Source organism: Flagellimonas sp., from assembly GCF_965222555.1.
Taxonomy (GTDB): Bacteria; Bacteroidota; Bacteroidia; order Flavobacteriales; family Flavobacteriaceae; genus Flagellimonas.
Genome location: NZ_CBDCUG010000003.1, coordinates 87,042 through 100,474, shown reverse-complemented (window position 1 = coordinate 100,474; position 13,433 = coordinate 87,042). Strand labels below are relative to the sequence as shown.

The window sequence follows — 13,433 nt, the reverse complement described above, 5'->3', positions numbered from 1 at the left end:
ATAAACATATAGTTTTGTAGTATTTTTCGTTCAATTTACATTGAAATTTATATTGTTTTTTAATCGAAGAAAAAATACCGTTTGTCGACACATCAATGCCATCCATCTGAAATTGAGGCATTGAAAACCTAGTTGCATATATTTTTAATCTAGAATTTGGACATTGGGTCCAAGCAAATATTTAAAAGATGAAAACGTCCCAAATTGTTTTATCTACCTTGTGCTTAGTAATGGCACTTACCTTTACTTCATGCGTCAAAGATAGTTTAGACCCTAATGTTGAACCTGAAACAGAAGGTGAAACTGAAGAGCCTGTTGTTCCGGTTGGAGAACTGGAAATAACAGAATTAAAAATTCCATCAGGTTTTGAGTTCAAAACAGAAAAAGAAGTAACGCTTACCATAAATGATAACACCTCGAATGTAAAGTATGATGTTTATGCATACAATGATGAAGTGTTGACAGGTGAACAGATTACATACTTGAATGAGGAAAATGAGGAAGAAACGGATGTTGAAATTTCAGTAGACAACCTAAATCATGTCATCTTTAGTGGAATGCCTTCCGGTGGTAAAATTGAACACACTTTTGTGGTTCCCAGCTATTATGAAAAACTATATATCAGAAGAAAAGAAGGTTTCTCATACACCTCTTCTATTGTGAACATTACGTCACAAGAAGTTATCTATACGTATTCACCTCAAAGTGGCAAAAGAGCATCAGCTGCCAAGCCCATGGTAGAAGATTATTTATACTGTGTTAATGGAGCTGGTGAGATGTTTCAAATTGATCCCGTTAATGGCGACTATACTTTTATAAGTGATATGCCCATGGGTAGTTGGACAGCAGCCATTGATCAAGAAAACAAGGTTTTATATTCAATAGGCAGGTCCAAACCTAACCCATTAATGAAGTATGATATGGTAAATGACACTTGGACCACTATAGGAGATCTAGGCATTGGTGGGCCACGATTGGATTATAATAAAAATGATGGCCTACTTTATTTTTCAAAAAATAATACGCTGTACACTATAGACCCACAAAATGCCAATATTTTATCTAATTGGAAAATAAACGGCCTGCATAAAAAAAATGGGGGAGATTTAGCCTTTGCGGATGATGGAACCATATTTCTATGCTCCTTTTCAGGCTTATATAAACTTGAGCTAAATGGAAACGGGGAGTATGATACTACGCGTATCAGTGGCGAAGATTTACCTTTTGAACCCACTTCCATGACCTTTGATTCAAATCAAGAGTTATGGCTGGCCAACAATGGGGGAAACAGCAACCTTATTGTCATGGATACAGAAACTGGCGGATGGGAGTATCGTTATGGTCCACTTTCTACCTCAGGAGTATCCTTTGACCGAACCATTAACGATCTTACGACTTTCAGGATTTTTGATGAAGTAACTGTTGACCCAGATACTGATGGAGATGGAATTACCGATAGCAATGATGAATACCCTGACGATCCTGACAAAGCCTTTGAACAGTTCACACCAAGTAAATATGGATGGGGAACAGTAGCCTTTGAAGATCTTTGGCCATTTTTGGGAGATTACGATTTTAACGATACGGCAGTGAACTACAGGTTTGTGGCCATTTTGAATGCCGATAATATGGCAGTTCAGCTGGACATACATTTTGAAGTAAGCTCAGACGGAGCAGCTCTGACCAATGCCTTCGGTATTGAATTTGAAAGTATACCGCCCAGCTTGGTTGAATCAGTAACTGGTACCGTATTGACTGAAGGTTACATAAATGTTGCTGCAAATGGACTGGAACAAGGACAAGATAGAGCTGTGGTCATTTTATTCGATAATAACGAGACCATGTTACACGTACCTACAACGGTTTCCGTAAAATTTACAAATCCAATCACAACAGCTCAGTTGGGTATAGCACCATTTAATCCATTCTTGATTGTTGCCAAGGACAGAAGTAAGGAAATTCACCTGCCTAACAGGTTCAGAACAACTTTAGGTGTAAACGACACCTCCGTTGAAGGTGTAAATAGAGATATCGATGGTAATTACCAAACAGATTCGGGTTTACCATGGGCCATCAACATTATTCACAATTTTAAACCCCCAAAAGAAAGTGTCCCTATAAATCAGGCATACAACTTCTTTAATCAATGGGCCACTTCAGGTGGAAATTCGTACGAAGATTGGTATAAAGATTCAACAGGTTACCGAAATGAAGCAGATCTTAAGGATTAAAATTGAAAATCATATAAACTAAAAAAGCGCCCTAATTAGGGCGCTTTTTTATGTCATTTAAACCAAGTATTACATTGCCGCAACACTGCTCATCAACTTGCTCTTCAAGTTGGCGGCTTTATTGTTATGGATAATATTTCGCTTGGCAAGCTTATCAATCATACCCACTACAGTAGGCAACAAAGCTTCAGCAGCTTTCTTATCTTCCTCATTACGTAATTTTTTAATGGCATTACGCACTGTTTTGTGCTGATACCTGTTACGTAAACGTACCGCTTCGTTTCTTCTGATTCTTTTTAATGCTGACTTATGATTTGCCATTCTCTTAGTTTATACTTTCAAATATTTTTTTCGTAGCCCGTAGGGGAATCGAACCCCTGTTACCAGGATGAAAACCTGGCGTCCTAACCCCTAGACGAACGGGCCATTTAGGTAAAATGTACGATTAAAAATTAATAGTTGATGTTACTCGAACAATAATTCCTAATTCATTAAACCCATTATTTCACTGAACTTCGTAGCCCGTAGGGGAATCGAACCCCTGTTACCAGGATGAAAACCTGGCGTCCTAACCCCTAGACGAACGGGCCGGGTGCATAATTGCGGATGCAAAAATACAACTATTTTTAAGTCTTGCAACAGTAAATAAAATTTTTTACCTGCTTTAGTAAGCCTTGGCAAATAGCACTCTACGGGTAGATGGTTTTCCTGTTACCATACATTTCCCTTCTTCCTCCTCTGCTTTCCAAGGAATACATCGTATTGTTGCTTTGGTTTCTTCTTTAATCTTATCCTCAGTTTCGATACTTCCATCCCAATGAGCTGAAACAAAGCCTCCTTTTTCCGCAATCACCTGTTTGAACTCGTCATAAGTATCAACATGGGTAATGTGAGCAGCTCTATAATCAAGTGCGTTTTGATATATATTCTCTTGAATCTCTTGCAACAAGGATTCTATTTTGCCTACAATATCTTCAGCTTGAACCGACTCTTTTTGAAGGGTATCCCTTCGAGCGACCTCATAGGTGCCATTTTCCAAATCACGCTGTCCAATAGCCAAACGTACCGGCACTCCCTTTAATTCATACTCATTGAATTTAAACCCAGGTTTGTGTGTATCCCTTTTATCATATTTAACCGAAACTCCTTTAGAGCGAAGCTCCTTTACCAAAGGCTCCACCTTTTCAGAAATAGCCTCCAACTGCTCCAATCCTTTATAAATGGGAACAATTACCACTTGAATAGGTGCCAATTTAGGGGGAAGCACCAATCCATTGTCATCGCTATGCGTCATAACAAGTGCCCCCATAAGTCTGGTGGAAACTCCCCAAGAAGTGGCCCAAACATGTTCCTGTTTTCCTTCTCTATTGGCAAATTTCACATCAAACGCCTTGGCAAAATTCTGCCCTAAAAAGTGTGATGTTCCTGCCTGCAATGCCTTTCCATCTTGCATTAAAGCTTCAATACAATAGGTTTCTTCAGCACCTGCAAAACGTTCGCTTTCCGTTTTGGTACCCTTGATTACAGGCACACCCATATAATTTTCAACAAAGTCTGCATATACATGCATCATTTGCTCAGCTTCTTCCAAAGCTTCTTCTCTTGTAGCATGGGCCGTATGCCCTTCTTGCCATAAAAATTCGGCAGTCCGCAAAAACAAGCGTGTACGCATTTCCCAACGCACCACATTGGCCCATTGGTTCACAAGTATGGGTAAATCCCTATAAGATTGTATCCACTTTCTATAGGTATCCCAGATAATAGTTTCCGAAGTCGGACGTACAATCAATTCCTCTTCCAACTTTGCATCCTCATCCACAACAATCCCGCTTCCATCTTCGGCATTTTTAAGACGATAATGGGTCACCACTGCACATTCCTTGGCAAAACCCTCCACATGGCTGGCCTCTTTGCTCAAATAGGATTTTGGTATAAACAGCGGGAAATAAGCATTCTCATGCCCAGTTTCCTTGAACATTTTATCCAATTGAGCCTGCATCTTTTCCCATATGGCAAAACCATAAGGTTTGATTACCATACATCCCCTAACACCTGAATTTTCAGCTAAATTAGCCTTAACAACAAGTTCATTATACCATTTGGAATAATCCTCGCTTCTACTCGTTAATTTTTTACCCATCTACTGTAGTTTGGCACAAAACTTGTGACTTTGTCTTAGAAATAGTTGGGCAAAACTAACTATTTTTAGTATGTTCAACAATAAAAATTGTACAATGAAAAAGTCGATACCCCGCTCCAAATTTCAAATTCTTGCTGCTACTATTGTAGCGGCCATTCTATTGGCCTCCTGTGGCTCATACCAACAGGCTTCTTATTACGACGATGATGGCATCTATTCCAATGGCAATAGAGTGGTCAGCGTTGAAAAAAAATCTGCTGAAGCCGTAAGGATCGAAAAACAGGAGAGTGATATTTATGGTGATTATTTTGGGCAGAAGGCAGATGAATATGATGAAATTTTGGAAGATGAAATTTTCACGGATATCGACAGCTATAATAGTGGTGTTCAAAATGACAGCATTCCGTTGGGCGAACAAACCGATTATTTTGCCAACAACAATACGTATCGTGGGAATCCTGGATGGGGTGATAATCCTTCCAGCGTTTCCATAAATGTTTATGACAATAGCTGGGCTTGGGGTGGCCTTGGTTGGGGATTGGGCTGGAACGACCCTTGGTTATGGAACGGATGGGGCTGGGGAGGCTACTATGGATGGTACAACCCATGGAGATGGAACCGTTGGGGCTACGCCGGATATTATGGTTATGGCTATCCTTATTGGGGTTACGGAGGATACAGATACGGATGGGGCGGATATTATGGTTATGGATACAATAGACCTTATAGAGGATATTACGGCAGTAGAGGGTATGCCTACAACCGAAGTAGAAGAGGTTATTCCAATAATGTTATTCCAGGAACATCCCTTCGTGGAAGATCAAATCTAGCATCCAGAAGAAGTGGTTATTCTTCTAGGTACAGAGCCAATACAGGACGTTCCCGTGTAAGTAGAAGTGCCTCCACAGGTAGAAGTTCAAGAACATACCGAAGCGGAACTACCGCAAGAAGATCCGTGAGCTCAGATGCCATAGCACGAAACAGAATCTACAGAAGTAGTAGAAGTACCCGTACAGCTCCAAATTATAACAGAAGTTCCAGAACATACCGCTCTTACGGTACTTCACCTTCCACAAGAAGTAGTGGCACCTATAGAAGAAGTGGAACGGTCAATAGAAGTTCATCTGGTTATAGAACATCTGGCAGAAGCACAAGAAGTTATCAATCTTCTGGAAGAACAGCTCCCAGGAGCAGCAACTATAGAAGGTCTTCCAGTAGTTCTAGAAGCTCAGGAAGTTATAGAAGCAGTAGCCCTAGCAGAAGTTCTAGAAGCTACAGGAGCAGCAGTCCAAGTAGAAGTTCCAGAAGTTCTGGCAGCTACAGAAGTTCCGGTAGTTCCAGTAGATCATCAGGAGGAGCCTCAAGATCATCATCGTCTGGTAGAAGTAGCAGAAGACATTAAATCCTGCAAAAATTCATTGTAAAAACTAAATCATTGGAAATGAAAAGAATTTCAACTTTCATAATGGTATTCGCATGCGCTTACGCAAGTGCCCAAAACATAAATGATGTGCTACGCTATAGCACAGAGAATACGCTAGGGACGGCCAGATTCCAGGCCATGGGAGGTGCTTTTGGAGCCTTAGGAGGAGACCTATCATCCTTAAATGTGAATCCGGCAGGCTCCGCAGTCTTCAACTATAGCCAGTTTACCGTTTCTGGCTCCAACTATAATGTGAGCAATGATGCCCTTTTTGGCAACAACACTCGAAATACGGATATCAATTCAATTGAACTGAACCAAGTGGGCGGGGTCTTTGTCTTTAAATCTTCCGACAGTCCCTGGAAAAAAATTGCTTTGGCCTTCAACTATGACATGGTACAAAACTTTGATAATGAATTTTCCGTTTCCGGAAACACAACCCAGGGAATAGACAATTACTTTTTAAACTTTGCACAAGGGCAAACCTTAAGCAATCTTAGGGTACAGCAAGGTGAACTCATTGAAGATGCATATTTGGATATAGGATCAAGTCTAGGTTTTGGTGCTCAACAGGCTTTTCTTGGATTTCAAGCTGGATTGATTGAACCCACAGAAGATGTAGACAACAATACATCTTATTTCTCCAATGCAGAATACACCAATGTAAACCAGCAATATTTGCAGAGTGTAACAGGGTATAATAGTAAATTCACATTGAATTTTGCTGGACAATATCAGGAAAACCTATACCTGGGAGCTTCTTTGAACTTTCATTCCTTGGTTTATGATAAATTCACCCGATTGGATGAAAATGGATATAATGCTGATTCTCCCGTACAGTTTACCGATTTCGATAATTTCCTTCACACCGAAGGATACGGTTTCTCATTCAGTCTGGGAGGTATAGCAAAATTGAATGACAATATTAGGGTTGGCGGAAGCTATCAATCTCCAACATGGTATGAACTAACGGATGATACGGCCCAACGCATCAATTCAAACTTGGCAGAACCTGATATCGATTTTATAGACTTTGGTATCCTAAACCTGTTTGAGGAATACAGGATAAAAACACCGGCTAAACTTACAGGAAGTGTTGCCGTTGTTTTTGGCAAGGATGGGCTTTTGAGCTTTGACTACGGATATCAAGATATGTCACAAGCTGAACTTCGCCCTACAACCGACCCAAGTTTTGCATCAGAAAATGAATTTATTGCCAATCAACTAGGTCCAGTGAACACCTATAGATTGGGAGGCGAGTTCCGTATTGACGAGGTTAGTTTGCGAGCTGGATATAAATATGAGGAAAGTCCTTATGAAAATGGGGATATCATTGGAGATTTAACCGGTTTTTCAGGCGGTATTGGCTATAATTTTGGTGGAAGCAGACTGGATTTAGCCTTTAGCAGGTCTGAACAGGATATAAATACATTGCTCTTTGAATCAGGCATCAATAGCACTGCCATGATCAACAGAATAAATACCAATGTTACCTTAGGGTACACCTTAAAATTCTAATTTCTCAGAAAATAGCATTGTTAAAAGGCCGGAAGTATCTGGCCTTTTTTCATTTACCTTACAAGAGAAAAGTGCCTTCTGACTGAGCGGGCCAATACCACTCCTGAGTCATCATAATCCAACCGGAACCAATAATCAGAAGATGGTAACTCCCTGCCATTAAATGTTCCATCCCAAGCGCTACCAACTCCAAGCTGTTTTAACAACTTACCATAACGATCAAAAATAAAAACAACGGGATTTGTTAGTTGTTCAATTCCCAATACATTCCAATTGTCATAGATTCCATCTCCGTTAGGTGTGAAAAATTTTGGGTAACCAACCACAAGAAATTCAATAGGTTCAGAGGTACCACAACCATTTACATCATTAATGACAACCGAGTTCAATCCTGGAGGTACATCTGAAAATACCTGATCGGTCTGAAATTCACCACCGTTAAGCGAGTATTCGTAATTCCCGTTTCCGACTGGAACAAACTCAACATTATAGGGATCTGTTTGATTACTGCTGACTAAATCATCCAAAACCACAATATCAATGTCAGCTGGTGTTGGGGTTGCAAAAAAGGTAATTAAGATATCATCTTGGATTATTGTTGCAAAAGTAGTTTCTATGGTCACCCTATATCGCCCGGAATTTGGACTGGTCACTGTCCATTCTGTTTGTCCCGCACCTGTTGCCAAGGTTGTTTCGTAAGTCCCATCATCATCAGCATCCAATTCCCATGTAATATTGGCAATGTTAGGACCAGCTGGGGAATTCAAAGCGCTCAATACAATATCTGGGTCACCTTCACAGGCAATAATGTCCAATCCCAAAAACTCATCCCGTAAGGTACAGTCCAATGCAGTATTTTGGTCCGCATCCACAGAAGATCCCGTAAAGGTTAATTCAAATGGCTCAGGATCACCATTAAAGTTGGTACGGTAATTATTTATAAATAAATAGTAAATCTCGCCTGCTGTCACATCCAACCATTCATCATATGTGTTCTGACTCTGCTTTACAAAAGGTGCACCTACCCTACCATCTATTGGATTTACCCCTATACCGGTAAAATTTGTGTCATTGGTTTCATAATTGCAACGAATAGGCTGCGCAGTTCCATTTCCAACAATGGTACAGAAATTTTGACCCGTAGTTTGGTCAAAAGGACCGTAAAGCGCAAAATCCAACTCGGAAGTAACTATACCTCCGGGAGTCACAGGAAGAGCCTCTATATCAAAACCAATTTGTCCATCCGTCCCGGCCCTAAAAACGTACCATGAAGAGTTGTTTTCCAAATTGGCGGAATCAACACTTCCCTTTTCCAAACAACCCGATTGTGTTATAACATCAGGGTCAAAATCATCAATATCACCACTACCGTCGGTAAGTGACATTATAGGAGCATCCGCACAAACAGGGATGGCTGTTCTACAATCTGGGGAATTTTGGGCTTTTAGGCCAATGGAAAAAAGAAGAAAACAACAGATAGCGCAAAATAGAGCTCTCATAGAATTTGGGGCTAAAGGTTATTCTAGAATCTAACCTGTATAACTCCCCAAAACCTGGTTTTAGTATTTTTCAACCGAAAAATTATACACTTAATCGATAAAATGCACTTTTAGCTATCTTCTCAATGAAAAATGGTTCTTAAGATGTTTGGCATTGACCCGGTTTCCGTCATTATCCAAATAGGACAATTTAAACCAATAATCGGTAGATGGAAGCGGTTTCCCATTTAAACTACCATCCCATCCCGCGTTAAACTCGGTCAACTGTTTTATCAACTTACCATAACGGTCATAAATAGTAACTATGGGCGAATTTAATATGGAAAGTCCCTCTATTTGCCAACTTTCATTCAGTACATCCCCATTAGGAGAAAAAATGGGAGGAAATCCCACAACCACAAAGCTCTCCGTCACCACGCCACATCCAAAAGCATCCCTAGCACTTATGGTATGCGTTCCACCCGGCACTTCATCAAATACCGGACTGGTTTGATAAGCACCTCCATTCAAACTGTATTCAAAATCTCCGTCCGCTTCATTTGTTACTGTAACCGTGTTGCTTGGACTCAAATCTCTGAATTCAACATCCACCGAGATTACAGGAACTTCAGAGATGGATACATTAATTGTTCTACTAACCGCACAATTTACTCCATTGGAAAAGTGGGTAACCGTTAACTCATAGGTTCCTTCTTGCGACACCACCAAACTTGGCGTTAATTCCCCAGTACTCCACTGATAGGTATATGATGGATTGGGTATGGTCTCTCCAATAGTGATAGTGGCACCGTCACAAACCGTTTCATTCTCCGAAAAGGTCAATTCTGGTGTTTCAATGGCGTCGACAGTAAAGTTTTGCGAAGCATCATAACAATTTGGATTGGCCAAAGAAGCCGTTCTGACGTAAATAACTTCCTGTCCTGAACTTTTTGGATACTGTTTTGGCAAAGGATTGGTTCCAGAATTCGCATCTGTTTGGGAACTGTAATAACTCACCACAAAATCACTGGGGTTTTGGGCTCCAAGTGCTTCCGAATCCTTAGCAGCCAAATTAAAAATCATTCCAGATGTATGGCATAAAGCTTCATCTGCCAACGTTCCAGTTGTCGGTACTGCGTTAAAAGCTACTTGCACATCACTTATGATTGAACCTGTAGTAGTGGTCACAAGAACTCTATAAACCGCTGAACCTGTCACGTTCAACGTGGGATTGATTTCTCCAGAAATTACTTGAAACCCGCTACCTGTATCACTGTACCATGTATAATTGGTCGCCCCTACAGTAGTGGCATCTAGCGGTACCGTATCGCCCTGGCAAGCAGCAATTGGAGAACCTAAAAGATTATTTACTATGGAACAATCCAACGCGTCGGTTGGATTAGTACTGAAAACATTTCCGGTAAATTGAATGGAAAAGCCAGAATTAACATTGCTGAAATTATTTATCAACAAAAAGTAATCCTCTCCCGCGTTTACATCCAGCCAATCTTCATAATGCACCGAATTTTCATCTCCTGTGGGGTCTTCCCCAACTCCAATGAATGATTTGTTTTCGCTATTGTCAAAGAAGTTACATCGTACCGGGTCTCCTAAACTGTTGCAATCACTTGCCCTATATAAAGCAAAATCCCAGTCTTCAGAACTATCATGACCAATATTAAATCCCAATTGACCGGTTGCCATGGTTCTAAACCTGTACCAACCAGAATTGGATTCTATGGCCCCAGAAAGTGACCGTTCCAAACATCCGCTAGAGTTTGCCCCGTTAAAGTCATCGTTCCCAAAACCGTTTGCCCCACCATTAACAGGGGTATTGCTGCATATGGGAACAGCGCTACCGCAATCTGAAGTAACTTGCGCATAGGCCGTTTGGCAGAATAAAACAACCGCTATAACTCTCAATACTCGTTTCACCATAAAGGGTTGTAAGTTTGGGTGTTATAAAAGTAAAGTGGCTTAAGCCTTAACAATAATTTATGTTGTCAAACCAAGCATAGCAGATGTTAAATAGGGTTTTAATGTATATCTTTGCTTCCTTGAAGAAAAAGGAAATGAAATTAGAGCAGGCATTGGAAGAACAGTACGAAGAAAGAGGCAATGACCATATTGGTTCTGCATCAGAAACCCCAATTAGGGATGACGCTTTTATTTTAAGTGATGAAGAAAAGATTGAACGTATACAAAAAAGTGTCCGTGAAATCATGTTGACCCTTGGTTTGGATTTGGATGATGACAGCCTTAACGGTACCCCAAAAAGGGTAGCCAAAATGTACGTTAAAGAGATTTTTGGAGGCTTACATCCCAAAAGAAAGCCAAAATCCTCAACCTTTAAGAACAAATACAAGTATGGGGAGATGTTGGTTGAAAAGAACATCGTCCTATACTCCACTTGTGAGCATCACTTATTGCCCATTATAGGAAGGGCTCACATTGCCTATATCTCCAACGGAACCGTGGTAGGTCTGTCCAAAATGAACCGAGTAGTGGATTATTTTGCCAAACGCCCACAGGTACAGGAAAGATTGAACATCCAAATTGTAAAGGAGCTTCAAAAAGTATTGGGAACCGAAGATGTGGCCTGTGTTATAGATGCAAAACACCTTTGTGTCAATTCAAGGGGAATACGTGATATTGAAAGTAGCACGGTTACTGCCGAGTATGGCGGAAAATTTAAGGATGAGGCCATACGAAGGGAATTTCTGGACTATATTAACCTAGATACCGACTTTTAATCCTAAGTTTTTCAATGCAGCTTTATAAGAATCAGAACCTAAGAGTACATAATTCACTTTCGGGAAAAAAAGAGGTTTTTCAACCTATAAATGAAGGTCACATTGGCATGTATGTTTGCGGACCAACCGTTTACAGTAACGTACACTTGGGAAATTGCCGTACGTTCATGTCTTTTGATATGATTTTCCGTTATTTCAAACATTTAGGTTATAAAGTGCGCTATGTACGGAATATTACGGATGCCGGGCATTTGGAGAACGATGCGGATGAAGGTGAGGATAAAATCGCCAAAAAGGCAAAACTGGAGCAAATTGAACCCATGGAAGTGGTTCAGCGCTATACGGTCGACTTTCATGAAACACTGCAAAAGTTCAACTTTTTGCCCCCAAGTATTGAGCCAACAGCCACAGGGCATATCATTGAGCAAATTGAGATCATAAAAGAAATCCTGGAAAAAGGCTTTGCATACGAAGTAAATGGTTCGGTTTATTTTGATGTTCCCAAGTTTAACGAGAGCCATGAATATGGCAAACTCAGTGGTAGAAAGCTGGAGGATATGATTGCAAATACAAGGGAACTCACAGCACAGGGTGAAAAAAGAAGCCCGCAGGATTTTGCACTTTGGAAAAAAGCAGGACCGCAGCATATAATGCGCTGGCCTTCGCCTTGGGGAGACGGTTTCCCAGGTTGGCATCTGGAGTGCACCGCAATGAGCACAAAATATTTGGGGGAAACCTTTGACATACATGGGGGCGGAATGGACTTAAAATTCCCGCACCATGAATGTGAAATTGCCCAATCCGAAGCAAGTACAGGAAAATCACCGGTCAAATACTGGATGCATGCCAATATGTTGACATTGAATGGCAAAAAAATGTCGAAATCCACGGGCAATAATATTTATCCCTCTGAAATGTTCAGCGGTGAAAACGACATTATGAGCAAAGCATATGCACCTGCCGTAGTTCGATTTTTTATGATGCAGGCACACTATACGAGCATATTGGACCTAAGCGATGATGCATTACAAGCTTCAGAAAAAGGCTATAACCGCCTAATGGATGCCATGGAATGCTTGGACGACCTGAAGACAGGTGAAAAATCTGATTTTGATTACAAAGCGTGGCAGCAAAAATGCTATGATGCCATGAACGATGATTTTAACACTCCTATCCTTATAGCTCATCTCTTTGATGCCGTTAAGCATATTAATCTCATTAAAGAAGGAAGCGAGAATATCTCTCAAGAAGATAAATCCTTGCTCAAAACAACCTTGCATAATTTTGTATACGATATTTTAGGTATAGAAAATCAAAAAGCAGCAAAAAATGATACCAGTGCCCTGGGCGGAGTAATGGAATTGCTTATAGAGTTGCGCAACGAGGCACGCGCCAATAAGGATTTTGCCACCTCGGACAAGATTAGGGACCAACTTACCGCTTTGGGCATTCAACTTAAAGACGGAAAAGACGGAACCACGTTTAGCATAAACTAAAACATAAATTCATTGAAACAAAGGGGAATATCATTCAAAAAAATCCTTATTGCCCCCTTTGTTCTTTTGGTGAGGCTATACCAGCTTTTAATTTCACCACTTACCCCCGCCACTTGCCGCTATTCTCCAACATGTTCTGCATATACTTTAGAAGCCCTCAAAAAACATGGCCTTTTCAAGGGTGGATGGCTCTCTTTGAAGCGAATTTTCAGTTGTCATCCCTGGGGTGGTAAAGGGTATGACCCCGTACCATGAAATTCAAAGCTTCAAAATTTAAGCTTGAACTAGATTTCATATACCAAACATCGAAAACCTCACACTTTCACGAATCAAATCCCAAATTCCAAACATAAAACTATCAAAAGTAATGATCTAAAATTCCAATAATCCAACC

At 40.5% G+C, this 13,433-nt stretch carries 10 protein-coding genes and 2 tRNA genes; 6 read left to right on the top strand and 6 right to left on the bottom strand.

Features of this window, described 5'->3' with window-relative positions; genetic code table 11:
- Positions 1-188: 188 nt before the first annotated feature.
- Positions 189-2,231, top strand: coding sequence for an LruC domain-containing protein (locus ACOQO1_RS03940; protein ID WP_420601556.1), 2,043 nt, complete (start codon positions 189-191; stop codon positions 2,229-2,231).
- A 69-nt stretch (positions 2,232-2,300) separates the two neighbouring features.
- On the opposite strand, the gene rpsT is transcribed toward ACOQO1_RS03940, so the two are convergent.
- The 4 genes from rpsT to proS all read right to left on the bottom strand — a co-directional run bounded on the left by rpsT (position 2,301) and on the right by proS (position 4,371).
- The gene (gene rpsT, locus ACOQO1_RS03935) at positions 2,301-2,552 is read right to left on the bottom strand and encodes a 30S ribosomal protein S20 (RefSeq protein ID WP_420320054.1); all 252 of its coding nucleotides are present in this window, start codon (positions 2,550-2,552) and stop codon (positions 2,301-2,303) included.
- Positions 2,553-2,585: 33 nt separating this feature from the next.
- A tRNA-Glu gene (locus tag ACOQO1_RS03930) sits at positions 2,586-2,657 on the bottom strand.
- 92 nt (positions 2,658-2,749) lie between these two features.
- A tRNA-Glu gene (locus tag ACOQO1_RS03925) sits at positions 2,750-2,821 on the bottom strand.
- Positions 2,822-2,895: 74 nt separating this feature from the next.
- The gene (proS, locus tag ACOQO1_RS03920) at positions 2,896-4,371 is read right to left on the bottom strand and encodes a proline--tRNA ligase (RefSeq protein WP_420601555.1); all 1,476 of its coding nucleotides are present in this window, start codon (positions 4,369-4,371) and stop codon (positions 2,896-2,898) included.
- 94 nt (positions 4,372-4,465) lie between these two features.
- Here proS and ACOQO1_RS03915 point away from each other — a divergent pair, with 94 nt between their 5' ends.
- Positions 4,466-5,773, top strand: coding sequence for a hypothetical protein (locus ACOQO1_RS03915; protein WP_420601554.1), 1,308 nt, complete (start codon positions 4,466-4,468; stop codon positions 5,771-5,773).
- 39 nt (positions 5,774-5,812) lie between these two features.
- Positions 5,813-7,312 carry an OmpP1/FadL family transporter gene (locus tag ACOQO1_RS03910; RefSeq protein ID WP_420601553.1) on the top strand — a complete coding sequence of 500 codons (1,500 nt, stop codon included), beginning with the start codon at positions 5,813-5,815 and terminating at the stop codon, positions 7,310-7,312.
- Positions 7,313-7,365: 53 nt separating this feature from the next.
- Here ACOQO1_RS03910 and ACOQO1_RS03905 read toward each other — a convergent pair whose 3' ends face one another.
- Entirely contained in the window at positions 7,366-8,811 is a 1,446-nt protein-coding gene (locus ACOQO1_RS03905) for a T9SS type B sorting domain-containing protein (RefSeq protein WP_420601552.1), read from the bottom strand.
- A 114-nt stretch (positions 8,812-8,925) separates the two neighbouring features.
- A complete protein-coding gene (locus ACOQO1_RS03900) occupies positions 8,926-10,728 on the bottom strand; it encodes a T9SS type B sorting domain-containing protein (protein WP_420601551.1) in 1,803 nt (600 codons plus the stop codon).
- Positions 10,729-10,862: 134 nt separating this feature from the next.
- Between ACOQO1_RS03900 and folE the strand changes: the two genes are divergently transcribed.
- Genes folE through yidD form a run of 3 tightly spaced genes read left to right on the top strand, consistent with a single transcriptional unit; the run spans position 10,863 to position 13,294 of the window.
- Positions 10,863-11,543: a GTP cyclohydrolase I FolE gene (gene folE, locus ACOQO1_RS03895; protein ID WP_420601659.1), complete on the top strand. Its 681-nt coding sequence runs from the start codon at positions 10,863-10,865 to the stop codon at positions 11,541-11,543.
- Between the two features lie 14 nt (positions 11,544-11,557).
- Entirely contained in the window at positions 11,558-13,039 is a 1,482-nt protein-coding gene (gene cysS, locus ACOQO1_RS03890; protein WP_420601550.1) for a cysteine--tRNA ligase, read from the top strand.
- Positions 13,040-13,066: 27 nt separating this feature from the next.
- Complete coding sequence (gene yidD / locus ACOQO1_RS03885; protein WP_420601658.1) at positions 13,067-13,294, top strand: membrane protein insertion efficiency factor YidD; 228 nt, start codon at positions 13,067-13,069, stop codon at positions 13,292-13,294.
- The last annotated feature ends 139 nt before the right edge of the window (positions 13,295-13,433 follow it).